Here is a 23,181-nt window from a genome sequence, read left to right as displayed (position 1 = left end):
TGTCGTTGCTCGGGCCGAGTCGGCGGGTCGGGTGAGGATCAGGCGGGTGTGGGTGGGCTGATGCCAATGATGTTGCGCCATAATTGAAGCCACGCATCGAGCCACGGCCAGTGTCGCGGCAGGTGCAGTGTGGGTGTGCGTTGTGGCCGCACGAAACGCGCGGCAATGTTGACGATTTGCGCCGTAGCGTTATTCCGCGAGCTTTCGCGTGACGCCCGCCGGAGACGGTTCCGGCGGCGCGCAGCAGGTTGTGGGCGATCGCTGCGCACTGCACCCAGGCAGAGCTCGCGCCAAACGATCCTGACGGCATGTGCGCGAGCGGTCCGTCGATCAGATCCGAGAACACAGTCTCGATGACCGCGTGTGCACGGTGGACGACATCTGCGGTCGTCGTCGGCAGGGTGCTGTTGGTAAAAAACGGGTGATACCGCCACACCGGAAACAATGCATCGCGGTAGCGGGCGTCTTTGACCCGCCGCACGATCAACCGTGCAGAAACAGGATACGCGGTGGAAGAGAAAGCGGTGAACGATGTTTCGGCGACCTCGGCGTCGGAGATCCAGCCGTCGGTGTCGGGGTCGCGGACCGCTCCCGGGTAGCGCACGGGCGTCCACGCGGTGTCAGGGATGGAGGCGATCGCTCGTTGGACGATTCGGTTCTTGATCAGTACGAACGAGAACTTGATGCAGGCGCGTACGACGCGGCTGTTGCCGTAGGCGGAGTCGCCGCGGACCATGATTTTCCCGCTGGCGAGACTGGATGTCGCAGCTCAGCCCTAGTCATCCGGGCGAGCACGGGTGGCCCATTCTAAGTCGACTCTCAGCCCGGTCGCCTGCCCTCCGTACGATCAAGGGGGTGCTGACCGATCCACTGCCGAATTCCGGCTCACTTGAGCGCTATGAGGCTTTGCCCACGATTCTCCAGCTGAGGAGCTACCTCTCGGAGATCCAGGCGGAGCCGACCGAGTGGATCTCGGTTCTACGGAATCGAGGGAGCGGAATCAAGTACAGCTCGCTTCAACCTCTTCTGGTGGCGACATCGGACCAGCGCAAATTCCTCGCCACTACCGATTGGTCCATCAACGACCTCGGCGAGCCCAGTTACAGCTCTGATCGCCTCCCGGCCTTCCGCGACGGCTTGACCTCCAACCCTGATGGCTACGACCTTCATCTGTTCGTCAACGTGTCCTGGGTGCCATCGGCAACCACAGAACCCGTTATCGAATTCACGCCGTCGTTCGTATGGTGGTTGGGCCTGATCACGCGATCGAACGAGACAATGTATCGAACTAATCACGCGGGCCGCGATGAGGAGGTCGTCGAGATCGTCAGACCGAATCCTGGTGAATACGAGGTTCGAGTCAATGCACGGCACCTCCGAAAGTATCTCGCGGCCCGGAGCATGAGCCTGGTGATCCAGCACGCCCATTCTCGGGCTGACGACAGCGTGCATGAAGCTCGGATCGACCTTGAGATTCGCACCAAAGACGCAGCGTTCGCCTACACGGCGTGGGACGCGTATCGGGGGCCTGGTTTCGTAGCGCAGTTGGTTGGGAAACAGGCAGTTTTGCCGTTCGCGTCCGCTGGCGAGCACCCCGACGATCTGCAAAGGCCTGAGCGGTTTCAATCGTTCATCGTTGACATCGACCCCTCGACCGGCGACGAGGTTCGTTTGAGTTGCGAGCGCGATGAAGCGAACTACCTCACCCCAGTCTTCTTCGACACGGATGTTCTGACCCGATACCGCGACAACCCAGACCGCTACACGGTGCTGCGGACCGATGTCTCGTGCCACGGTCGGTGGGCCATCGATGTCGACATCAACGGTGCCAACCTCGTCCAGGTGTGGCTGGGACACCTCATCCGGCTACCCGAGACCGAGCGAGAGCACTGGCTCACACACAACGTCCCGCCGAACGGTGGAATAACCATCACACGTAGCGTGCGGGACCTAGCGGGCCAGTGGGTAGAGGACGAACGCCCTGACCCTGCTCGGCTGAGACGAGCTAAGGCAGAACTCATCGAGGCGTTCACTGGCTACTTCGGTGAGTCGTTGTACAAGCAACTCGGCCCGGCTGACCTCCGTGCGTTCGATGCCTTGGCATTGTGTACCAATCCAACCGAAGGCCAAAGCGACAACGGTGTCATGGTTCTGTCGAAAGGGATCGTGGATGCACTCGATGTCAAGACTCTTCGAGAGTCCTCGGGCGCGGACACGAATAGTCCTTCGCTTGCCTGCCTACAGCTACTCGTCGAGAACTTGGGTGCCGACCCGAATGGTCTCGTCGGACCCCTACGCCAGCTTCAGGGAATCCGATCGGCAGGCTCGGCCCACATGAAGGGCACGAAATTTACGACTGCGCTGTCGGCCGCAGGACTGAATTCTCTTCAGCCGGACAAACAATTCGAGACAATCGTAGATCGGGTTACGATGGCTCTGCAGGGCTTGTCCGAGCTGTTCCGAAGGACGCCCCCGCAAGTGTGATGGTGCCGGTCATTTTGTTCCAGTCTCGCTCTGATCATGGGTTCGCATTGATCTCACCCCACGCGTCTAACGCGTGTTGGTAGGTCGCCACAGCACCCGATTCAGTCGGAGCATCGCAGAGCGCGATCGCAGCCCTGGCAAGCGACGCGAGCGCAAGATCTCCCAGATCCAAGATCGCGTCGTCGCCATGACTGAGCAGAGTAAGCATCGTGGTAGCCATCATCTTCGGATGTTCCAGGACTTCAGCGGGCTGAGGCTGGCCCAACTCGATCAAGGCCAGCGCTTCGAGAAACATCGGTACAGCGAACGCCACCCTCGGATTGATTGCGCTCATAGCGTGAAGGTTAGCAATCGGCCGAATACCGGATGTTCTGGAGAATCTCTGAGACGGTGGAGGTATGACATCGAAACGTACCTCCGCCGGCGACAAACGCGCCCGCAAGGTCCAGCAACGTCGAAAGCGACTTGCACAGCAAGGGGTCTCACGTGAGCAGCACGCTGCGCTGGTGCTCGAGCGCAGCGGTGATCCCTCGTTCGTGCAACGGCGCACCAACGCCGACGGTGGGCGCACTCTGTCGTGGAGCAAGGACATGGTGGGTGGTGCGGAGCTCAACGACTCTCTCGAAGAGCAGCGACAGGCGTTTCGGGACAAGTTCGGCCGAGATCTCGGGCCGAACGATCCATTGTTCTTCGACCCAGCTGCTGACACGCCGCAGGAGATCAGTGAGGAGAACTTGTTGGCGGACGTGGACTCCCTGATCGACAAGGCCCGCGAAGCAGGGGAGAACCCCGCCTACTTCCAAGCATGGCGCGACACCGGGTTCTTGCTCACCGAACACAACATGCATCTGTTCTCCGCGTCGGATATCGACGAATGGAACGCGGCGCTCGAACGGCATTGGGACGAAGCGGCATTCGGGCCGTTCGACGATGCATCTTAGGACCTACGGCATGTTCGGGCGGCTGCAGCGAGTCCGAGAGCGGTGGTGAAATTCCCACGCCGCTGACCGCGCGCACTGAAGTCGGATGGGCGAACTTCGGGTTTTGGTCACCAGTTAGTGCTGTGTCGCGTCGAACGGCAATTGCACCCTCGCACTATTTGCGCTCTAATTATGTACATGACTACTTTGCCGGTCGCGGATGCGCGTGCGCGTCTGTCCAAGATTGTGGACGATGCAGAACAAACCCACGCCCGGTATGAGATCACCCGTAATGGGCACCGGGCTGCTGTGTTGCTCGCTGCCGACGATTTCGATGCGCTGCAGGAGACCATTGCAGTGCTATCGGATCAGGAACTGCTGACATCTCATCTTCGGGGCGTGGCGGAGCTGCCTGAGGGTGACAGTCTCGATGCGAAGGAGTTGGCCGAGGTCATGCGGGTCGCTGGCCGGTCTACCCGCGCGTGAGTGAGCCTGAAGCGCCGTATCGGCTTGTGATTGCTCGATCAGCGTCTCGCGCTATCAGTCACACTCTTCCCGAGAAGGTCGCCGCTGCGGTGTACGAGTTCATCACCGGAGCATTGCTGGAGAATCCGCAGCGGGTCGGGAAGCCCCTGGCCCCGCCGCTTTCGCCCGCCTACAGCGCCCGCAGAGGCACCTACCGGGTTCTCTATCTGATCGACGCCGGGCAGCGCATCGTGCAGGTCACCGCGATCTCACACCGGTCAGATGCCTACCGCTGAGAAGATTGCGTAGCTACCGGATTATGTTGCGGAGATCAAGCCTCGTAGGCGTAAGGCTTCCACCAATGGTGGGTGGGTCGCGGTCTCCATCCAACCAGATTTTCGGTCCGCCTTGCTGCCGAGTGAGTCGGATACTGCGCTTCGCAGAATTCGGAGGGCATCTTCGATCGCCTCGCGATCGGCGTGATCGCGATCGAACCAACTCATGTCCGCGCCGATGACTCGTTCGTACTGCACCAGGGCACCATCCTTGTTCACTCCCGCTGTCTCCATCAGATCTAGTGAACCGATCGAGAAGACCAGAGCCCGAGTGATCGTTGTCGGCATTCCGCGCCGGTTTGCTTGGTAGACGGTCGGATCGACAATCCGGCCCATTGCCGGAATCCACAACACTAGGTGTCCTGTCCACCATGTGTCCGACTCCCATTTCGGTGTGCGGCTTCCCAGCTCCACCCACTGCTCGTCCGACCACGCCACCTGCCCGTACACGACCAACGGCTCAGCCTCGATCCCGTAGTCACGCAATGCCGGAATCAGGCAACGCACCGCAGCAATGCAGGTGCCGGAAAAACCGCCCTCGGTGTAGGCCTGCCAAATCTGGCAATGCCGGTCGATGATCTGCACTTCTGCCGGTGCAGTCACGCCAGGATTCGCAGGGGGACGGATCCCCGCTACCGGTGGTGTGACGTACCCGGCCCGCTGCGCCCATTCTGGCAATGCAGCGGCTCCCGGACCGCTACGCGATCGCCCTGACCCCTTGCCTGCACCCTTGCGTTTCTTGCTCACCGGTGACATTTAGACGCTCCCAACCCACCTCGACTCTCTGCCCCGTCGCAGGAGTTTCGCGTCCCGACCGTACCGGCCAGGTACGACACTTCCCGCACGCTAACGATCACATCCCTGTATTCAGGTTGACATGGTTGACATGACGCGAACAGCCGGGGATGATCAGGGTATGTCCACTGTCGAGAAGGATTTCGAGGTCATGGCGCACCGGCTGGTCGAGGCCAGTGGCGCGCCGGACGAGCGTGATCTGGCGTATGCAATAGCGGGCCTCGGCGGCATCGTCAACGGCCTCAAGGCGCGTCGCGCGTGGAGTGAGCACGTAGGGGAAATCTTGACCCCCAGTCAGGCCCTCGACGTTGCGGGTTGGACGCGTGCTGCCTTGAGCAAGGCTGTGAAAGAGAACCGCGTTCTTCGGTTGACCGGCAGCAACGGCAAATACGGCTACGCCGCCGCAGGCTTCACCGATGCCCAACCGGCGAAGCCGATTCTCGGCATCCAAGAGGTGCTGCGTGTGTGGGCGGGGCAGGACCCGCGTGGATGGTTGGCGGTCGCGTGGCTGACTACCGAACAGCCAGAGCTCGACGGCCGTACACCTCGGCAAGCACTTCTCGACGGGGACGTTCCTACGGCTGCTCGCGCTGCCCGGGCTGCGGTCAGTCGGCTTGCGGCGTGAGCGCTGAACGCGCCGTCGTTCATCTGTTCGAGCCCAAGCCCGTCGGTGAATTGGCGGAGCGATTTCCGTCGTGCGTCTACCCGGCTGGGGCCGAGCTGTTTCGATCGCATCAGGCCAGTCTGGGACCGTGGTGGTACTCATCGAATGGCGGCGGCAGGTTCGACCTCGAAGCCCCTGATGGGACTTGCTACCTGGCCGAAGACGAAGTGGTCACTCTCCTGGAGATTTTCGGTGGCCAACAGGTCGTGCCGAGATACGAGGTCGATGCGCGTGCAGCGTCGACGATCACGTTGGATGCTGATATCAGGCTCGCTGATCTGACTGCGAACACCGGTGTCGCGCTCGGAGTCACGGCAGAAATCTTTACTACCGCCGACTATCCGCTGACGCAGCGGTGGGCGGCCGCGTTACGGGAGGCCGGGTTCGAGGGTCTGCGGTACTGGGCCCGCCACGACCTCGAACATGCCCGGCGGTGCATTGCACTGTTCGGGCAAGCGGGGGTGGCAGGCGAGGAGCATCGTCATACCGTCCAGGCCACGGTCACCCTGTCTGAGCGAGCGGACCTGCTGGAGCGGTGGCGTGAAGAAACTGGTGTCGCGATCTTGGACGTACCAGATCTGTTGTAGCGATCGTGGTCAACCGCCCGCAAGGTATTGCTAACGAAACTTACAGTAAGTACTGTAAGTCTCATGAAGATCAGCGCACGTCCTCTGCTCGACAATTCCGTCGACGCCGAACTGTTCGTCGGCCGGCGAGACGAACTCGCCGCGATATGGGACGGATTGAACGCTGAGCTCAACGTTCTGGTGACGGGGGACCGCGGCACAGGCCGAACGTCGCTGCTTAGACAGCTGCAGCTCGACAGCCGAGAGCCGTTCACCGGTGCCCGCCGCGAAGGCGACTTCCCGATGAGCTTCGTTCGGGTCGAGGGGATCTCGGACGGCCGTGACGTGCTCGCCCGCGTCGTAGAACAGGTCACCGGCGAACCGGCAGTCGACAGTGACGGGCCCGACGTCTTGCTGCGGCGATTGAGTGACTTTCGCCTGCAGTTCATCGACGCCACGCTTCGGAGGTGGGCAGCAGAAAGCGACGACGGCACTGCTCCGCTTGGGACGCGGCTGTATCCGGTGATCATCGTCGACGACGTCACCGCATCGGCCGGGCACGCACTGTTCGGGCGGTACCGCGATGAGGTGTGGGCGACGGGATACCTGTGGGCGGTGTCGGTGCGTGAAAGTGACCGTCAAGGTCTCCTGACTCCGCCTGCAGATGCATTCTTCGAGAAGATCGTCGACGTACCCCCGCTCTCGAGAACGGAAAGCATCAAGTTGATCACTCGCCGCGCGGGAATCGACATGGAACCGCAAGCCAGCACCCTCGCTGATGCGGTAGGGCGAAACCCCCGAGATCTGGTAAGTGCTCTGCGGGGATTCCTGCAGGACCCCGGGTCGTACGAGGACAACTACCTGGCCCTCGCCGATAGAGACAATGCGCTCTGGGCTTTGGGTCGCCCAGCGTCGATGCTGGCGGCCGAAATGAAGGTGCGGGGCCCGGTCAGCGCATCGGATGAAGACTTGCTGGCCGCGTTGGGGTGGACGCGTCCTCGTGCTGTACAAGTCTTCAAGCAACTTTACGAGAAGGGGCTGGTCCGGAGCAGCGAAGTCTCGTCAGGTCCCGGGCGGCCGCGGCGGGTGTACGAGTTGACTCCGCCGGCGGAATGGCTGCGGACCGAACACGCTGATCCGGAGGACCAGAAATGAGTGACGCCCTACTGCGTCAATTGCGGGACTCGAAGGCCTTCGACCCGTCGCCGGATCCGGATCGTATGTGGCAGGTCCATGTGCCGTTCGACGTCCTCACTGGCCCCGTGAGTGGTGACTACGAGCAGCGCTTCATGGACGCTGTTCGGCGGCGTGAGCGTGTGGCTCTGATCGGTGCCAGTGGCTCGGGTAAGTCCTCGATCACCGAGTACGTGATGGACGCTCTTCACTCCGAAAACGTTGCAGCACTGAGGATCAGGATGGGATTTCAGACCGACTCCCTCGTCTCCGATCCGGCTGAATTCCCGCGTCTGTTGGTCAACACCATCGCCAAACAGCTCGACGAGAACCGGGCAGTCCAGAAGATTGCTCGGGAAATGCGTGGAGGTTCCCCACATCGACCGGTCAAATTCTCGGTTGGTCTCCCATGGTTGGCCGGCAATCTCGCGATCGAGCTCGGCAGCGTGGTGAACGAACCATCGCAAGGTGAGGATGTCGTGGATCAGGCCATCAGGGTCCTGGAACTGATTTCGCGCAGTGGCTTGATTCCGACGCTCGTGCTCGATGACACGGACCAGTGGATACGTCGTCCAGGTATCGGCGTCGATCCGGAGCCGCGGATCGCAATGTTCTTCGGCTTGACTCTGAGGATGATCGCCGAGCGACTTCCGGCAGCATGTGTCGTCGCCGTCCATAACGACTACATCGACAGCCCCCACTACAAACAGGCTCGCGAATACCTGAACACGCGAATCACCCTGCCCGCCTTAGCTAATTCAGCCGCGCTGGGGTCGATCATCGGTAGGCGGGCCCGCCAGGCCGCGGGAAATCCGAATCTCGGCGCGGTCGACGTCATCGACGCTGACGCCCTCCAGCATCTCTTCGACCACTACGGGGCCGGTCGCAGTGTCCGCCGGGAGCTGGTCGTATTGCAGGATGCGTTGGTACGAGCGTGTTCTGCAGTAAGTGAGACCATCGCCGCAGCTCACGTCGTCGCTGCGATCGCTGCAGGCTAGGACACGACTACCGTCGTAGGTAGTTCGCAAAATGCATCGCCTGAACTGCAATTCGGGTTTACCAACCCCTTTGCAGCTTCAGTAGTAGGTGTGAAACTGCTTGGCCCTGTCCACCGCATCGAGGACCTCAGCGTCGAGGCCTTGAGCTTCTCGTTCGATCGCGTTTACCCGTCGCTTCATGCCTGCTCTGGCGAGCCACGGCGACCACATCAGTCGACTGAGCTGCGCTGCTGTCGACGGTCGCGTAATTCCCCAGGGGTCGTTGTCACGTAATTCCCCAGGTCCGGAGCTGCTGTGGTGAGGATATCGGTGACGGGCTCGGTTGTCAGGTGGTCTTGGTGCCGGGTCGTTTGCGGGGTCGATACGACGGTCCGTCCATGAGGACTTGGTGGCTGGTGTTGATGAGCCTGTCGAGGAGGGATTCGGCGACGACGGGGTTGGGGAAGAGTGGGTACCAGTCTTTCGGGGCTCTGTTGCTGGTCAGGATCAGGGGTTTGCCGGCGATGGCGCGGTCGGAGACCAGGTCGTAGAGGTCATCGGATTGTGTGGTGGTGTGCTCTCGCATCGCGAAGTCGTCGATGATGAGCACGTTGGGACGGGTGTATTCGCGCATGCGTTGTCCTATGGTGCGGTCGGCGTGGCCGCCCGCGAGGTCGGCGAGCATGCGTGAGCATTTGACGAACCGGATGTCCCCTCCGCGTCGGGCTACCTGATGGCCGAGCGCCTGTGCGACATGGGTTTTCCCGACACCGACGGGCCCGTAGAGGATGACCGATTCCCCGGCGTCGAGCCACCGCAACGCGGCGAGGTCGCGGAGCATCGCAGCAGGGAGTTTCGGGCTGACGGTGAAGTCGAAGTCCTCGAAAGTGTTGGCCTGCTCGAACTTCGCTCGGCGCACTCGTCGGGTGAGGGCGGCGGATTCTCGGCGTGCGATTTCGTCTTCGCAGAGCACTTGCAGGAACTCGAGGTGTCCGAGTTGCCCGTCTCGGGTTTGCGCGAGCCGAGCGTCGAGGGTGTCGAGCATGCCGGTGAGTTTCAATGTCTTGAGTGCGGTCCGCAGGGATGGGTCGTGAATGGTCATAGTGATGTCCTTGGATTCGAATGTGGTTGTGGTGCAGCGTGAATAGATGCTGTCGAGTTCAGGCGCTCTGTTGAGTGTCGAACGCGTCGGGTCCGCGGAGTAGGGCCGGCGGCGCAGGTACCGAGGGGTGATCGTCGGTCTGCTCTCCTCGTTCGGTGCCGGCGACGAGGAGTCCTTTGATGGTGCGGTAGTGCACGTCGTCGAGTTCGAGTGCCCGGGTGCAGGCCGCATCGAGTCGGGTGTCGGGGTATTTCTCGCGGAGTCGGATGATCGCCTGGATGGCGCGCAGGCGGTGGATGGCGTTGACCGTCGACAGCTCCTCGATGACTTTCGTTGCCCCGGAACCGATCTGCTCGGCTTGGCTGCGGCACCACGTGACGGTGCGCAACGTGTGTGCGACTTTGTGCGGTGGGTAGTGCTCGAAATTCGTCGACCGCCCACTCAGATGAAGAACGTGAGTGGCAGCGACAGTATCGTCGTGAAAGACCTGGACCATGTCTCCGGCGGTGCGGACGGTGACCTTCTGCCCGAGCAGTCGCCACGGCACCGAGTAGAACGCTGCGCCTGCTTTGACGTGGCAGTCCGGTGCGACAGTGCCGATCGAATATCGGACGGTCTCGAACGGGCGCACGGGGAGCGGGGCGAGGGCGGATTGTTCGATCGCCTCGAACATCGCCGACGGCGTCACGCCGTCGAGCCCGCGGTGTCGATGTTGCCCGTATACCTCGCTTGCCCAATGCAATGCCGCGGTCTGCATCTGTACGAGTGAGGTGAAGTCGCGGCCCGCCCAGAACGAGTCACGAATGTAGGGCATGGGCCGCTCGACGCGGGGTTTGTCCTTGGGTTTGCGGGCCCGGGCGGGATCGATGAGGGTGCCGTAGAAGCTCGCCAGCTCCTGATAGGCGGGGTTGATCATCGGGTCATAGAGATCGGGTCGCTCCACACCGGTTTTGAGGTTGTCGCACACCAGCCGGGCCGGGACGCCGCCGAAGAACTCGAATGCAGCGACGTGCGAGGCGTTCCACGATGTCTGGTCCATCCGGAAGACAGGTTGGACGAACATCTTTCGTGAGCACGCGAGGATCATCACGAATGCCCACACGGTCACTCGTCGGCCGAGGTTCGGGTCGAACCACATGCCGAGTTTGCCGTAGTCGATCTGTGCTTCGCTGCCCGGTTCGACGGCCCCGCGTGGGACGGTGACTTTCTCTTCGAGCCGTTGCTCGGCGAATGCCGTTGCGATGTAACGTCGTACGGTCGATTCGGAGACATCGACGTGGTGATCATCGCGAAGACGCTGCGCGATGGTAGCGACGGTGACCGGCACATCGAGTTGTTCGGTGATCCACTCGTGGTGCGGTGCGATGTGTTCCCACGTCAAGGCGCGGGCCGCGGGATCGGTCAATGCGGGGAACCACTGGCCGATGCGTTCACGCCAGAGCTGTTCGTCGAACACCTCTGCCGGTGCCGGTTCGATACCGTCGCGCACTGCTGGTTGGAGGTACTTGCGGATGGTTTTGCGGTCGATGCCCAGCGCCTGATGGATCTCGACTTGGGATCGGCCGGCGTTCCAGTGTCGGAACATCTCGATGAGATCGTTCACGGTGAATGACTTCCTTGCCACCTCAGGCCCCTTCCACGAGCCCTTGGCAGGACCACGTGTCAGGAGCGAACCTGAGCAGCACCCGAACCCCGCACCGACACGCCCCAGGGTGGGGAATTACGTGACAGCGGGTGAGGAATTACGTGACGGACAACCCCTCACACCTGGGGAATTACATGACCGCTGACACGCTGCTGACAAGCGCACACATCGCCCCAGCGCAGTGTTGATTCCCCCGGCTTCTTCCTGACCGTCTTTCTGCTTTACGTCGTCGTCGCTCGTCAGGCGCGCCACAGTGGCCAGTTGGATGTACAAACGCAGTGGCCGTCGCGGAACCCGTGCAATGATCGCGGCCGTCTCAAGCTCGCGGACACTGTCCTTGAAGTGCTGAAACGACGGATCAGTGGACGACGACCCTGCCCATCGGGTGCGTTCGGTGCTCGCCAAGTGCCGGAGAACCTCGCTACGCAGTTGACGGCGTTGCTGACTGCCGATCAGGTACTGGCCCGCAAAGGATCCGATACCGAGAGCTCCGATAATCGAGGCCACACCACTGATATCCATTTCGTAACAGTATTCGGATCCAGAACTTGGGGTCGGTTGACGCAACGTGAGTGGTGAAAAAGGAGAGATTTTTCCGTACCTATTGCGCCTCACGCGGCAGCAGATGTTCCGACTCCCGAATATTTGCCGGTGCTCGAAGTGTCCACCTCCGCAGGCATAATCGTGGACTGTTGGAGCCGATCGACTTTGGAATGGCGAAATTCCTCGCCTAGGGACGGTAGTGCTTCGGTCGCCGACAGATGGTCGGATCCGCGCGTGCGAATCGGAGTAGAAGGCAGTCCTATGTGGCGATGGACCGGAGAGAGTGTGACATGACGGTTGCCGATCAGAAGGTTTCGGAGCGGGAGAATGCCGAGCATCGCGCGCGTCCTCCGCAGAAACGTGCGCAACGGACCCGTGACGCGTTGATTACCGGTGCGGCTCGAACCATCGCATGTGGGGGAAGCGGCGTCACGGTCAACGACCTGATACAGGCTGCAGGGGTGACCAAAGGGGGCATGTACTTCCACTTCCCATCGAAGGACGCTGTTGTTCATGCAGTGGTCGACCAGGCTGCTCGACAATGCGAGTTCCTCCGGGCGCATCGCCCGTCTACAGGAGACACTGTGGCCGATGTTCAGGACTTGCTCGGCGGCTACTTCACTCATGCGAAACGGTATTGGTCTCTGAGGGCAGCAGCGGTGTTGTGGACCGACCTCCACTACGAGGACGTCGCACGGGCCGCGACCTACCACCCTCTCAGGGCCGCGGTCCTGGCCCTTCTGACCAGCAACGGCAGGCTGCCGACGATATCGGTGGACACTGCCGATGCTGTCATGGCCATCGTGTGCGGCGTGACGACCACCGCCGGGCCGGGGGGCTTCGGTGACGGCGGCGATCTCGACACCGTCCTGCGGTTGACGGGGCCCGTGATCGCGGCTGCCGGTGCAGTGGCGGTATGAACAGCGGTGGCGGGGACTCCGGGAAGCCTTGATCTCCGCCGGTTACCCGCGGCCGGTAGTGGGCGACGAGCCGGGCCAGCTCACGTTGTCGTGGGGCACCGGTGTCGGCGTACGAGAGATGTGTGTGAGCCCTTCAGGGGTGGTCGCCCGGACACCGGACGCGGTCTTTGCCTTGGGCCTGTTACGTCAGTCGGCAGCAGACTGGGTATCGCCGCTGCACCCGCTGATCGCAGAGCCGATCGTGCGCACATCCGAATCGCCCTTTCGGGTAGTCGAGCCGGTGACCAACATCGTTCGGAGCGCGTCGGTGATCCGGCGTTCGATGACGTGCCAGGTGAGTTTCCTGGGCTGTCAGTGTGCGGCGTTGTACGCCTCTTCGATGTCGGTGGGGATGCGGCCTCGATCGCCGATCTCGTGACCGTTGTCCGCCGCCCACTGCCGAATTGCGCGAGTCTGCGCCGGGTCACGCTTGGCCGGTGTCCCGGCTGTCGAAGGCGTCGACGCGGTTGCGGGGAAGGGTTTACGTTTGCGTCCGCCAACCCGCGCGGCGTGCTTGATGTAGTAGTCGAGCTTTCTGTGAAACTCGCTGGCGTTCTTTGCTTTCAAGTCGATCACGTACTCGACGCCCTGGACCGCGAACTCGATCGTTTCACCGGAGTCGTCGATGACCGATCCGTCGATGTCGTCGACCAATTGAATCGTTTCTAGCTTGGCCACAGTGAAGAAACCCTCTCGCAAAAATGTATGGAAGACAGCTAAGTGAGCGTATAACGGGTCTGCGTGGTCGTGACAACTGTGGGTGCGGCGCGCGTGGTTCGGATGCAGGATCGAGAGAGTGCGATTATGGGCAGCGCTCCATTCGTGGTCGGCGATGAAGCCCAAGTTACTAGTCGGGCGATGACGTCGACGCCGTCGAATGTCTGGTTGTGCTGTTCTGACGACCGTTCGATCAGGGAAATGAGGCGGACCAGCCCTTCCGCGTATCGGGCCAGGGTCCGCGGCGAGAGGTCGTAAAATCGGTACACCCATATCGTCCCGGAAGTGGCCTCGTTGAGAACGCGCGCGGCCGTGCGCGGATCGATGACAACGCTGCCGCCTACATCAGAGGGGTCGTATTCGCCCGTGTCGGCGGGTCCTTCGACATTCTGCGCGTAGTAGCCCACAACGTTGGTCGCGTCTGTGTAGCGGTACCTCTTCGCTTTCAGTGCGCGGAGCAGGAAGCCCTCGTAGATGTAGTTGTCACCACGCTTGGTGGGGTAGACCGTGCCGTCGTTGTATCCCTGATACGCACTACGCTGATCATCAGCGACATCGACGCCGCCGAACCCCCTGATCAGGATTAACGGTCGGCATTTTATTTCGCCCATCTGAACCTCCACGAGTGTTCGTCGCAGCAGGCACATGCCCCCGCTGTAACTCGTCGTCCTTGACTCAAATCGACGGGTGGAGATACCTGAGGTGCAACCGCGAACCCGCTGAGCTGGTCGTTGCGGCCAGGCCGCTTCTGATGGTCCTCGTGTTGGGGGGCGATGTCACTGGTAGTTAGGGCTGACAACCGTTTGAACGGCAGACCCGTTGGCCTGCGGATGAGAATTCGAGCTGTTCGTGGTGTCCGGTCCTGACGCTAGTGTGCATCGACAGAGACAGCCAACAGGGGCCTTGGCCTATCGGTGGGGGTGAATGATCATGCGAGACAAGAGCGGTGGAGATGTGAACGTCGACGGAAGCGGGGACGCCGTAGGACACGTCGTGGACAGGTTCGCCGCGGTGATGACCGAATTCGACGTCGATACTGCCGGCGTGGGTGTGCCGTGTATCGATTCGGTGTGGCAGGGGGAGTTGCGGGGATGAGGGGCCGGCAGCTCGTCGTTGTTGACGTCCACACCACGGGGCCGTCGTTCGAGGCTCACGAGGCCTTCGAGCTCGCCGCGATCGACGGTGCATCCGGGAGGGTGTGGGATCTCGCGCTGCCTTTGACATCGGCACAGCTCGAACGGGCGGATTCAACATTCCTGCAGCTCAGCGGATACCACCGTCGACGGCTGGTGGAAAAGGCGCAGCATGACGCGTTGACCATTGGAACGGAGCTCGCGGCGCTCAGTGATGTGTTGGCTGGAAACACGCTCGGCGGCGCAGATCCGGAGATCCATGCGGCATTTTTGAGCAAGGTCTTTCACCGGCATGGTGTCCGGTCGCGTTGGCACCACCTGCCCGCAGATATCGCGGCGTTGACCGCCGGTGCCCATGGGATCCCCGCAACCAACATTCCGCGGCTGGAGGTGTGCTGCGAATTGTGGAATGTGCAGCTCGCGGAATTTCCTTCGGCGCTGGATCGGGCGCACGCTGTCGCCGATTGCTTCGCGGCGTTCGACCGCAGAAGCGGACGGGAATCGGTGTCGGCAACGCTCAGAGGCGAGTAGGTGTTGAAGCAGCCGCTTATTGCGCTGGGCCACACCTGAGCCCCGCAGTTCTGTCTCGGTAGTCACGCTATCGCAGGCGGCGAATCCAGACGAATGGTATTCTACGAGTTAATACTCGTATTTGATGGCAGCGGCCGTCACCGTTGGACGTGGGGATCTGATGGATCTGTTCATCGATGTCATAGCCTCAATCGCTTCCTGGTGTGCTCCGATGGTTCTGCTCGTGGCTGCCGCAATCCTCTTGGTGGAATCCGGCTTGCTCGTCGGGTTTCTCCTCCCGGGTACTGGCACGGTTCTGGCGGTCGGTGCTCTCGTGGGGCTGGGCGAACTTGATCCCGTCGTGACGGCGATCGTCCTGATCGCTTCGTCGACAGCAGGGGCTCAGCTGGCCTTTCGGTCCATCAGGCGTGGATCGTGTCGCGCTGATATCGCCGGCGCAGGCCGCTTTGCGCGCCTGATCAACAGGGTGCTTGCTCGGGCACGTCAGTTGTTTTCGGGGGATGCGCGCGTCGGGACAGTGACCACGCATTTCGTCGGAGGCGCGAGGACCTTGGGGCCACGTCTCGCTGCGGGTTCCTCGTTGTCGTTCTCGAGGTTCGCGGTGTTGAATATCGTCGCCGCAACCGTGTGGGTCACTCTTCTGTTGACCACGGGAAGCGTGTTGGGAGCCAACCCCGCGTGGATCCCCTGGGCCACTGGCGCTTTCGTCGTGGCCGTAGTTGGAGTCATCGCAATTCGGGCATTTCGGCGCAGTGACGCTCCGGTTCCCGGCGGCACAATTCCCGCCCGTCGATCTGATCGACGGGGCGGGAATGCGGCTGTGCCGTGCAGTTGTGCCCGTGTCATTCGCGGCCGGCTGATACCCAACTCATGTCGGGTGCTCGGGTTCCGGTGACGGCGTCGGCGAGGGTGTCGAGGACGGCGAGCTGGTCCGCGGTGAGTTCGATGTGCACCGAGCCCGCGTTTTCGGTGACCCGATCCGCATTCCGAGTGCCGGGTATCGGAACGACGGGCAGCGCGAACTGTGTACCTTTCACCCGTAGCCACGCCAATGCGATCTGGGCGGGCGTGGATCCGTGCTGTGACGCGATGTCTGTCAATGGGGCGAGGGCGTCGGTGTTCGTTTCGAATGCGTCGAGTTGAAAGCGGGGTAGATACCGCCGAAAGTCGTTGTCGCCGAGCTGTTCCTGTTTCACTTTTCCGGTGAGCATTCCGCGTCCCAGTGGGGAGTAGGGAACGAATCCGATGCCGAGTCGAGCTGCGGTCGGGACGATGGCGTTCTCGACGTCGCGGCTGAACAAGCTCCATTCGGACTGGACCGCGGCGAGCGGATGGGTCCGGTGCGCTCGTTCTAGTTCGGGGGCGGTTACTTCCGATACTCCGATGTGCCGGACTTTTCCGTCGGCGATGAGCTCGGCCATCGCTCCGATGGTGTCGTCGATCGGGATGTGTGGGTCGACCCGGTGAAGGTAGTAGAGGTCGACGACGTCCACGTCGAGGCGACGCAGGCTGTTGTCGATGCACTGGCGGACGTAAGCCCTGTCTCCGCGGCTTCTGCGGCCGGGTTCGGTTACGGAGGTATCGATACCGAATTTGGTGGCGACGGTGACCTCGTCGCGACGGTCGGCGAGGAGTCTGCCGATCAGTTCCTCGTTGGTCCCGAGGCCGTACACATCTGCGGTGTCGATGAAGTCGATGCCGAGGTTGACGGCGTGATGCAGGGTCTTCAGTGCTTGGTCGGGGTCGGATTCGCCGTACATCGAGGTCAATGCCATGCCGCCGAATCCGAGTGCGGATACTTCGAGGCCTGTTCCGAGGTTCACGTGTGGGAAGTCGGTCATGATGCTGTCTCCTTGGAGGCGCTCGTTTCGGGTCGACCGCGTTCGACTGCCTGTGTGTCCGCGGGTCCGGCCACTGCGGTGAGGTAGGTCCGTATGGCTGCAGGGTTCTGCAGCGAGCCGGTCATGCCCACTATGCGGTCGGGACGCACGACAGCGACACCGCCCTGTCCGAGCTCGCTCGAAACGATCTCGTGGGTGTCGATCACGGTGGGAGTTGCGCTCAGAAGTGTGGTGGGGGAGTGGACCACGACCACGACGTGCAGCCGCGACCCCCACGAGTCGAGGATGGCATGTAAGGCCCGGAGTTCGTCGATACTGGTGATGGTGGCCAGCGCCAGGACTCGTCGGTCATCGAGGAGGTCGGGCAGCAACTTGTCGACCTCTCCGTCGAACTGGACGGGATGCGGGGGCAGGAACTTGCCCGGCGAGATGGTTCGACCGCGCCCGCCCCCGCGGGCCACTGACGGGCCGTAGGCCGTATCGATCTGCGCCAGTTGAGGAACGACACGCCGGGTGAGGAGCCCTGTCGCCGAGAGGATTCCGAGGATTCGGTCGCGGATCCACCGCGAAACGGCAGCACGAGTTGTCCACAGTTTCGTCTGAAGATCGGTCATCGCGGCGACCGATTCTGCGACGGGTCGTCGTTCGAGTTCATATGTTTCGAGTAGTGCTGCATCGGCTCCGTCGACCGCTACTGCTGCAAGTTTCCACGCGAGATTCGCCGCGTCCTGTATTCCGGTGTTCATACCTTGACCTCCCGCAGGACTGTGAATATGTGCAGCGTCGCCGGCAAGGATGAATCGGCCCGACACGTAGCGCGAGGACAGTCTCCGGTGTACTCGAAAGTCGCTCTGCCAAAGCACATTACTGACCCGGAAGCGGCCGAGGCCGCGTTGGCCGAGCATGATGTTGGCGCGATCGGTGATCTGAGTCGGCGGTATGAGCGCAGGGGAAGCGGACTGACGGTGTCCGAGAAATACCCGGTGTCCACCACCTGGGAGCGGGACGACGACCGTCACCCCGTCCGGGTGGAGATGGTACTGAGCCTCCCCGACCGACCCATCGGTTTCTAGGGTGCCGTCCACCAGCAGAAAAGCGTCGTCGTAGCTGTCGCCGTCGAAGTCGATGGCCGCTGTTTTCCGCACGGTGCTGTGTGCACCGTCGGTGCCCACGATCCACTCTGCTGTTGTGGTGAAGCGGATTCCGCTCGGACCGACCAATGACGCCCTCGCCCCGTCGCTGGGCCCGGCAGGGTCCGGATCGAGGGCACCGAGGAACTTGTGCCGCCAGCGGACCGTACCTCCCAGCGCCTGGTAGAGCTCGAGGAGAGCTGCCTCGACGAGGGGCTGCGGAAGGGACAGTGGTTTGTGCAGGCCGGGCTGGTCGAGGCCGGTGAAGTCGACGTGGCCGATCTGTGACCCTTTCGACCAGTACGACGCTCGGTCGAGAGTGACGCCGGCATCGAATACCGCGGGATCGACACCGAGGATGCGCAGGCTCTCCTGGGCGGCACTCCAGAGTACGAGGGCTTTCGGTTCGGTCGAGGGCCCCGACTTGCCGTCGATAATCATGTGGTCGACGTTCCTGCGGGCGAGCTCGCAAGCAAGCGTCAGACCTGTGGGGCCCGCGCCGACGATGAGGACGGTGTGCTCGGTCATGTCCGGACTCCTGACGGGCGAGGCGGGGCGAGGCTGGATTGTTCGGCCGAGATCACGTCCTCGTATCCGGTGGACGGCGCGTCGCGGGGTAGGGGAGAGGCCGCTGCGTGCGGGTCTGCTGCCGCGGGGTCGACGAGGAAGTCCTTGCGTCTGATGAGGGTGAATGCCGCGATCGCACCGATGAGGGTGACGATTCCCGCGATCGTCGTGACCTGATGCAGCGCCGAGATGAACGCGATTTCTGCTGCCACCCCAACGTCCTGCCCGGTCTCTTGCAGCGCCGCGACGGCCCCGGAGGCCACGGCGTCGACGGTGGCGTCGAGCTGGGCCGGAGTCAGGGCGGATCCGTACGCGGTGTCGAGTTCGGATTCGATGGTGCGATGAGCCAAAGCTCCGAGTACCGCCACGCCCAATGCCGCACCGACCTGCTGGAATGTCTCGTTGATCCCAGCTCCCATCCCTGAGTCTTCGGCCCGAACGAGAGCCACTGCCGCGCTCGCACGGGGTGGATTGTGTAGTCCCATACCGAGTCCCGCGATCACAAACCCCGGTAACAACGCCGTCCAGCTGTCACCGACGTCCGCGAATCGAAACAACAGAAACCCGATTCCTGTGCACAACAGCGAGATTCCGATCAGAATCGATGTCGAGATCCGGGCGCTCAGTATTCCGCCCACGGCACCGGATATCAGCAGGACGCCGGTAAGCGGCAGGAACCTCAATCCGGTCTCGATAGCCGAGTAGCCCAGCACGCCTTGCATCCACAGCACCGAGAACAAGATGGTGGCCGTGACGGCGAAGTTGATCGCAAACGTTGCCGCGGACAGGCCGTTGAAGGAACGGTTTCCGAACAGGACCATGTCGAGCATGGGATTGCGGACGCGGCGCTCGACCACAGCGAAGCCGAGGAGGGCGAGCACACCGACCGCCAACGCTACCGCGGTACGTGGGTCGGTCCATCCCACGACGGGTGCCCGGATGATTGCAAAGATCAACGCGAACAGACCTGCGGAGAACAGTGCCAGACCGAGGGGGTCGAGACCGCGGCGCGCGGTCGATGTCTGGTGGTCCCGGACTTTCAGAGCGACGACGGCCAGAATGATCAGTCCCACAGGGATATTGAGGTAGAACACCCATCGCCAGTCCACTTCGGTGAGGATGCCTCCGATCAACGGTCCCGCAGCGATGGCGATGCCCGAGGTGGCCCCGAAGATGCCGAAGGCGGTTCCTCGTTGGCGGCCGTGGAACGTCGCTGCGATCATCGCTGGGCCGACGGCGTACATGATGGCCGCGCCGAGGCCTTGAACTCCACGTGCTGCGTTGAGCAGAGTTGCTGACCCAGCGAGACCGCAAGCCACGGACGCGAGGGTGAAGGCCAGCGCGCCGACGGCGAAGATCCGGGTGCGGCCCAGTCTGTCCGCGATCGAGCCGGCGGTGAGCAGAAACGCGGCCAGTGCCAGGGCGTAGGCGTCGATCACCCATTGCAACTGCTCGAAGCTGGCCGAGAGGTCTCGTTGTATCGCGGGCAGTGCGACGTTGACGACGGTGAGGTCCAAGAACAGCATGAATGTTCCGAGGCAGACCGCTGTCAGCGTCCACCAGCGTTCGGGGGCCGACTGCAGCGGTTCGGGGGTGCTCATGCGGACTCCTCGAGGAGCGCGTCCGCGGTGGGTTGCGCGGCCGGCTGCTGGCGTCCGAACCAGGCGTCGATTGCCTCGATGGCTCCCGCGGTGTCGGTGAAGTGATGTATCTGCATTCCGTGCGCTCGGGCGGCTTGGCAATTGCGTAGGTCGTCGTCGACGAACAGGCATCGAGCGGCAGGGACGCCGAGTCGTTCGGTCGTCCGGCGGTAGATTTCGGGTTCGGGTTTGCGGACACCTTCGTTCGCGGAGACGACCTCGACGCTGAACAGGCCTGTGGGGACGATTCCTCGCCACTCGGGTTCCCATTCTCGGACGTTGTTGGTCAACAGTCCCAGAGTTCGTCCTTCGGATTTCAGCGTGTGCAAGTAGTCGAGAAGTTCCGAGTTGGGGACCCGGCCGGAGAACCATGCCGGCCGGAACTGTGACAGGTCGATAGCGCGTCCGGTCATGGTTTCCAGTGCCGATCCGACTCGGTCGAGGAAGGCCGCTTCGGTGATTTCGCCGCGTTCGAGCGGGGCCATGATCGTTTCGTCCGGGTCATCGTGCGCGGTGAACAGGGCACCCATCAGGTCCTCCGGTTGCACGGACATGTACTCGGTGAACGCCGCGATGGTGTCGGCGATGGGGTTGGTCAGGACGCCGCCGTAGTCGACGACGAGAACGAGGGGACCGGTGTCGATACTGTTGTCGGACATCGTCATCCCACCTCGACCTGCGAGCGGACGATGACGACGTCACCCTGGACGAGTTCGAAAGATGCGACGATCCCAGTCCCGGACTCGGTGGGTGCGGTGTCGATCAAGCGGCAGTAGACAGGAAGCTCGTGTTCGGCGAAGTCGAGGAACTGGATGTCGTAGCGCACCGGGGAACCGACCGACGATTCCGGCAGTGAGTGGGTGTCGAGGACGGCGCACACCGATGCCTGCCTGCACGCTTCGGTCAAGAGCATCCCCGAGACGTGGTCGACCTTGTGATCGGAGAGCGACGGGTGGTTGTTGTCGACGACGACCTCGTACGTCGTGTCGGGGTGTTCGGTGCCGGTGGAGGCGATGACGACGTTCTTCGAGTCCCGCCGGGCAACGCGTGCAGGCGGAAGCGGAACGGCGGCAGAGGTATACGGCTGATCGGGGGTGTTCTTCGCTGCCCGCCCGGCCGCGCGCATCTCGGCGAACATCTGCTTGGGCATGAAGCTCAGGGATCCGACGAATTCGCCGACAGGCACGCCGTCGAGAACGGTCTGGTACCTACCGACTGCCCCGGTCAGGTACCCCTCGACGTGGAACCGCTTCTCGAATTCGACTCGGATGACCAACCGGCCCGGTGTTTCCCCGACCTGGAGGGCAGCGAGGTCGGTCACCGACACCGAGGCCTTGCGGAAGACGAACGCCCAGTCCTTGGGTACTCCGTAGAACTGGTGACTGATCAGGATCGAGGCCTGCCTGCATGCCTCCACGAGGATCATGGGGTCGTACCGGTCGTCGAGTCGGTCGCTGTAGAGGGCATGCCCTCGCGGTAGCTGCGCGGCGACGACGAATCGGTTCTCGCCCGTCGCAGCAGCGTCGGTGAGGAAGACCTCGCTGACAGCTGCGCGGTGGACGAGGCTTCGCGGCACAGTGCGATCGAATGTCAGTTCACTGGCGATATCGAACGGTGGTGTGGTGACAGTCATTTCTTCCCCCAGGAAGGTGGTCGCAGATTTTCTGCTTTGTGCGAAACGCACCGATCGGTACGTGGTTTCAAGTACAGCGCCACGTTTTCGATAAGTCAATTCTTTTCACGTTAATTCCAAATGTTCGGAAAGTGATTCCCGTAACAATATAATTTCAGTTCGAGCGCAGATATACCGCCAGTAATTCGAGCACTATTGTGAGCCTGTGCACACGGTTAAGTGCACAGGCTCGCAATAGTGCGTTCAGCTATTTGATGCCGATCTGATGCGGTCAGTGGGGTTGTCGGGCGTCGAGCCACTGGTCGAGCGAGTCGAAGACGATGGCGGCGTTCCGTGCGTGGCCCATGTAATGGCCTGCGTGAGGAATCGTGATCGCCTTTCTGTCCGATGTTCCGGTGAACGATGCAATATGTTCGTCACCGAATTGCACGCGTGCGTCGTCCTGTCCGTAGAGGCCGAGAACTGGAATGTCTATGCTCGACATTTTGGCCAGGTCGAGAAGAATTCCGGGGCCTTGTGAAAGCATGTCGCCGCACGGGTGTTGGTTCTGATAGGGCGCTGCTGTATCGATTACTTGTTGTTCGGTATCGGCATAGTTTCCTGTCACGAATTCAGTGGTTCCTTGGTCGTAAAAGGTGTAGCCCTTGGCGGCGGGATTGTTTTCCGATGCCGAGCCTCCGGTGAGGCAGCGTGGTGTGGCGGCGAAGAATCTGACGTAGGCCTCGGGTGTCAGTCCGCGATCGGCCCAGTCCATGACGACGAGAGCGTCGACGTCGTCGAAGGTGTAGGCCTCGATCTGGACGATCTGCCCGCCGTTCGACTGGCCGGCGAGGGTGATGTGCCCGAAGGTGGGGGCCGTTCCGGATGCATCCCATTGATAGGTGCCGGTACGCAGCGCTTGGACGATCTGATGGGCCATCGTTGCTTGGGACCCCACGCACATGGCCCCGCCTGCCGGAGCGTCGCTCGTGTCGTATCCGAGTCTGTCGATCGTCAGTGAGGTCTGTCCGCGAGCGGCCATTTCGTAGGTGTGGTGGTATCCCTCGACTGGAAGACGCCAGTACCATTCGCCGGCTGCGATGCCGTGTTCGTAGAGGGTGATGGCGTTGCCGAAACCCTCTGCGGGAGCGGTGAGATGGCCACGGATGGTGTAGGTTCCGCCGTCGGCGGTGCACGGGACGGCTGTGTCGTTGGTGTTGCGGACTGTGAAGGACACCGGTACGTCGATCACGTCCGATCGGGTCGGCTGCGCGGAGGCGATGGCCGTTCCACCGAGAAAGATGGCGGTCGACGCGACGGTTATCGCAATCGCGGCGAGGAGCCGTGAGAGGGGGTGATGGCGGCTGTCGAGCATGGGGTAC

23 protein-coding genes and 1 pseudogene are annotated in these 23,181 nt (G+C 62.2%); 11 read left to right on the top strand and 13 right to left on the bottom strand.

Features of this window, described 5'->3' with window-relative positions; all coding sequences use genetic code 11:
* Positions 1-38 precede the first annotated feature (38 nt).
* Positions 39-745 (bottom strand): annotated as a pseudogene (locus tag CH251_RS24910) (transposase); the annotation flags it as partial.
* 110 nt (positions 746-855) lie between these two features.
* Between CH251_RS24910 and CH251_RS24905 the strand changes: the two are divergent.
* The gene (locus CH251_RS24905) at positions 856-2,484 is read left to right on the top strand and encodes a hypothetical protein (protein ID WP_052049375.1); all 1,629 of its coding nucleotides are present in this window, start codon (positions 856-858) and stop codon (positions 2,482-2,484) included.
* Positions 2,485-2,518: 34 nt separating this feature from the next.
* On the opposite strand, the gene CH251_RS24900 is transcribed toward CH251_RS24905, so the two are convergent.
* Positions 2,519-2,818, bottom strand: coding sequence for a hypothetical protein (locus CH251_RS24900; RefSeq protein ID WP_015586093.1), 300 nt, complete (start codon positions 2,816-2,818; stop codon positions 2,519-2,521).
* A 64-nt stretch (positions 2,819-2,882) separates the two neighbouring features.
* On the opposite strand from CH251_RS24900, the gene CH251_RS24895 reads away from it, so the two are divergent.
* The 3 genes from CH251_RS24895 (at position 2,883) to CH251_RS24885 (ending at position 4,165) form a co-directional block, all read left to right on the top strand.
* Positions 2,883-3,425, top strand: coding sequence for a hypothetical protein (locus CH251_RS24895; protein WP_015586094.1), 543 nt, complete (start codon positions 2,883-2,885; stop codon positions 3,423-3,425).
* Positions 3,426-3,602: 177 nt separating this feature from the next.
* A complete protein-coding gene (locus CH251_RS24890) occupies positions 3,603-3,890 on the top strand; it encodes a type II toxin-antitoxin system Phd/YefM family antitoxin (RefSeq protein ID WP_230591632.1) in 288 nt (95 codons plus the stop codon).
* A gap of 26 nt (positions 3,891-3,916) precedes the next feature.
* The gene (locus tag CH251_RS24885) at positions 3,917-4,165 is read left to right on the top strand and encodes a type II toxin-antitoxin system RelE/ParE family toxin (RefSeq protein ID WP_371828030.1); all 249 of its coding nucleotides are present in this window, start codon (positions 3,917-3,919) and stop codon (positions 4,163-4,165) included.
* Positions 4,166-4,186: 21 nt separating this feature from the next.
* Here the strand turns inward: CH251_RS24885 and CH251_RS24880 are convergent, their stop codons facing one another.
* On the bottom strand, positions 4,187-4,807 hold the full coding sequence (locus CH251_RS24880; RefSeq protein ID WP_032364994.1) for a hypothetical protein: 621 nt from the start codon (positions 4,805-4,807) through the stop codon (positions 4,187-4,189).
* A gap of 313 nt (positions 4,808-5,120) precedes the next feature.
* Between CH251_RS24880 and CH251_RS24875 the strand changes: the two genes are divergently transcribed.
* From CH251_RS24875 to CH251_RS24860, 4 genes are all read left to right on the top strand, one after another.
* A complete protein-coding gene (locus CH251_RS24875; RefSeq protein WP_015586098.1) occupies positions 5,121-5,624 on the top strand; it encodes a hypothetical protein in 504 nt (167 codons plus the stop codon).
* Positions 5,621-6,250, top strand: coding sequence for an RES family NAD+ phosphorylase (locus CH251_RS24870; RefSeq protein ID WP_015586099.1), 630 nt, complete (start codon positions 5,621-5,623; stop codon positions 6,248-6,250). Before CH251_RS24875 ends, CH251_RS24870 begins: the two co-directional genes overlap by 4 nt.
* A 63-nt stretch (positions 6,251-6,313) precedes the next feature.
* The gene (locus tag CH251_RS24865; RefSeq protein WP_015586100.1) at positions 6,314-7,384 is read left to right on the top strand and encodes an ATPase AAA; all 1,071 of its coding nucleotides are present in this window, start codon (positions 6,314-6,316) and stop codon (positions 7,382-7,384) included.
* Positions 7,381-8,400 (top strand): ATP-binding protein, encoded by a 1,020-nt coding sequence (locus CH251_RS24860; RefSeq protein ID WP_032364995.1) that lies wholly within the window; start codon positions 7,381-7,383, stop codon positions 8,398-8,400. The genes CH251_RS24865 and CH251_RS24860 overlap by 4 nt, the downstream gene beginning before the upstream one ends.
* A gap of 325 nt (positions 8,401-8,725) precedes the next feature.
* Here CH251_RS24860 and istB read toward each other — a convergent pair whose 3' ends face one another.
* Both istB and istA read right to left on the bottom strand, forming a co-directional pair.
* A complete protein-coding gene (gene istB / locus CH251_RS24855; protein WP_032407552.1) occupies positions 8,726-9,481 on the bottom strand; it encodes an IS21-like element helper ATPase IstB in 756 nt (251 codons plus the stop codon).
* A gap of 58 nt (positions 9,482-9,539) precedes the next feature.
* Positions 9,540-11,084, bottom strand: a complete 1,545-nt coding sequence (istA, locus tag CH251_RS24850; protein ID WP_037185688.1) for an IS21 family transposase — start codon at positions 11,082-11,084, stop codon at positions 9,540-9,542.
* Between the two features lie 875 nt (positions 11,085-11,959).
* Between istA and CH251_RS24845 the strand changes: the two genes are divergently transcribed.
* A complete protein-coding gene (locus CH251_RS24845; RefSeq protein WP_015586103.1) occupies positions 11,960-12,589 on the top strand; it encodes a TetR/AcrR family transcriptional regulator in 630 nt (209 codons plus the stop codon).
* Between the two features lie 351 nt (positions 12,590-12,940).
* Here the strand turns inward: CH251_RS24845 and CH251_RS28040 are convergent, their stop codons facing one another.
* Both CH251_RS28040 and CH251_RS28035 read right to left on the bottom strand, forming a co-directional pair.
* Positions 12,941-13,306 carry an Lsr2 family protein gene (locus tag CH251_RS28040; protein WP_015586104.1) on the bottom strand — a complete coding sequence of 122 codons (366 nt, stop codon included), beginning with the start codon at positions 13,304-13,306 and terminating at the stop codon, positions 12,941-12,943.
* A 38-nt stretch (positions 13,307-13,344) separates the two neighbouring features.
* A complete protein-coding gene (locus CH251_RS28035; protein WP_230591901.1) occupies positions 13,345-13,968 on the bottom strand; it encodes a hypothetical protein in 624 nt (207 codons plus the stop codon).
* Between the two features lie 307 nt (positions 13,969-14,275).
* On the opposite strand from CH251_RS28035, the gene CH251_RS27655 reads away from it, so the two are divergent.
* Together CH251_RS27655 and CH251_RS24835 are read left to right on the top strand one after the other, a co-directional pair.
* A complete protein-coding gene (locus CH251_RS27655) occupies positions 14,276-14,440 on the top strand; it encodes a hypothetical protein (protein WP_155289035.1) in 165 nt (54 codons plus the stop codon).
* Positions 14,416-15,009, top strand: a complete 594-nt coding sequence (locus CH251_RS24835) for a hypothetical protein (RefSeq protein ID WP_141214635.1) — start codon at positions 14,416-14,418, stop codon at positions 15,007-15,009. Before CH251_RS27655 ends, CH251_RS24835 begins: the two co-directional genes overlap by 25 nt.
* 842 nt (positions 15,010-15,851) lie before the next feature.
* Here CH251_RS24835 and CH251_RS24825 read toward each other — a convergent pair.
* The 6 genes from CH251_RS24825 to CH251_RS24800 all read right to left on the bottom strand — a co-directional run bounded on the left by CH251_RS24825 (position 15,852) and on the right by CH251_RS24800 (position 23,174).
* A complete protein-coding gene (locus CH251_RS24825) occupies positions 15,852-16,850 on the bottom strand; it encodes an aldo/keto reductase (protein ID WP_015586110.1) in 999 nt (332 codons plus the stop codon).
* The gene (locus tag CH251_RS24820; RefSeq protein WP_015586111.1) at positions 16,847-18,508 is read right to left on the bottom strand and encodes an FAD-dependent monooxygenase; all 1,662 of its coding nucleotides are present in this window, start codon (positions 18,506-18,508) and stop codon (positions 16,847-16,849) included. Before CH251_RS24820 ends, CH251_RS24825 begins: the two co-directional genes overlap by 4 nt.
* Positions 18,505-20,148 carry an MFS transporter gene (locus CH251_RS24815; RefSeq protein ID WP_015586112.1) on the bottom strand — a complete coding sequence of 548 codons (1,644 nt, stop codon included), beginning with the start codon at positions 20,146-20,148 and terminating at the stop codon, positions 18,505-18,507. Before CH251_RS24815 ends, CH251_RS24820 begins: the two co-directional genes overlap by 4 nt.
* Positions 20,145-20,846, bottom strand: coding sequence for an HAD family phosphatase (locus CH251_RS24810; RefSeq protein WP_052047793.1), 702 nt, complete (start codon positions 20,844-20,846; stop codon positions 20,145-20,147). The genes CH251_RS24815 and CH251_RS24810 overlap by 4 nt, the downstream gene beginning before the upstream one ends.
* A gap of 2 nt (positions 20,847-20,848) precedes the next feature.
* On the bottom strand, positions 20,849-21,820 hold the full coding sequence (locus tag CH251_RS24805) for a ScbA/BarX family gamma-butyrolactone biosynthesis protein (protein WP_015586114.1): 972 nt from the start codon (positions 21,818-21,820) through the stop codon (positions 20,849-20,851).
* Positions 21,821-22,091: 271 nt separating this feature from the next.
* Positions 22,092-23,174, bottom strand: coding sequence for an alpha/beta hydrolase (locus tag CH251_RS24800; RefSeq protein ID WP_015586115.1), 1,083 nt, complete (start codon positions 23,172-23,174; stop codon positions 22,092-22,094).
* Between the last annotated feature and the right edge of the window lie 7 nt (positions 23,175-23,181).

This window comes from Rhodococcus sp. 06-462-5 (genome assembly GCF_002258315.1).
In the GTDB taxonomy this organism is placed as follows: domain Bacteria; phylum Actinomycetota; class Actinomycetes; order Mycobacteriales; family Mycobacteriaceae; genus Rhodococcoides.
Note: the sequence above shows the minus strand (reverse complement) of the source record. Positions and strands in the feature narration are given on the sequence as shown.

Coding starts and splice junctions, on each gene's coding strand:
- CH251_RS24865 (WP_015586100.1), top strand. CDS start 6,314: ATGAAGATCAGCGCACGTCCTCTGCTCGACAATTCCGTCGACGCCGAA.
- CH251_RS24805 (WP_015586114.1), bottom strand. CDS start 21,820: ATGACTGTCACCACACCACCGTTCGATATCGCCAGTGAACTGACATTC.
- CH251_RS24890 (WP_230591632.1), top strand. CDS start 3,603: ATGACTACTTTGCCGGTCGCGGATGCGCGTGCGCGTCTGTCCAAGATT.
- CH251_RS24875 (WP_015586098.1), top strand. CDS start 5,121: ATGTCCACTGTCGAGAAGGATTTCGAGGTCATGGCGCACCGGCTGGTC.
- CH251_RS24860 (WP_032364995.1), top strand. CDS start 7,381: ATGAGTGACGCCCTACTGCGTCAATTGCGGGACTCGAAGGCCTTCGAC.
- CH251_RS27655 (WP_155289035.1), top strand. CDS start 14,276: ATGCGAGACAAGAGCGGTGGAGATGTGAACGTCGACGGAAGCGGGGAC.
- CH251_RS24895 (WP_015586094.1), top strand. CDS start 2,883: ATGACATCGAAACGTACCTCCGCCGGCGACAAACGCGCCCGCAAGGTC.
- CH251_RS24900 (WP_015586093.1), bottom strand. CDS start 2,818: ATGAGCGCAATCAATCCGAGGGTGGCGTTCGCTGTACCGATGTTTCTC.
- CH251_RS24820 (WP_015586111.1), bottom strand. CDS start 18,508: ATGACCGAGCACACCGTCCTCATCGTCGGCGCGGGCCCCACAGGTCTG.
- CH251_RS24815 (WP_015586112.1), bottom strand. CDS start 20,148: ATGAGCACCCCCGAACCGCTGCAGTCGGCCCCCGAACGCTGGTGGACG.
- CH251_RS24810 (WP_052047793.1), bottom strand. CDS start 20,846: ATGTCCGACAACAGTATCGACACCGGTCCCCTCGTTCTCGTCGTCGAC.
- istB (WP_032407552.1), bottom strand. CDS start 9,481: ATGACCATTCACGACCCATCCCTGCGGACCGCACTCAAGACATTGAAA.
- CH251_RS24845 (WP_015586103.1), top strand. CDS start 11,960: ATGACGGTTGCCGATCAGAAGGTTTCGGAGCGGGAGAATGCCGAGCAT.
- CH251_RS24825 (WP_015586110.1), bottom strand. CDS start 16,850: ATGACCGACTTCCCACACGTGAACCTCGGAACAGGCCTCGAAGTATCC.
- CH251_RS24800 (WP_015586115.1), bottom strand. CDS start 23,174: ATGCTCGACAGCCGCCATCACCCCCTCTCACGGCTCCTCGCCGCGATT.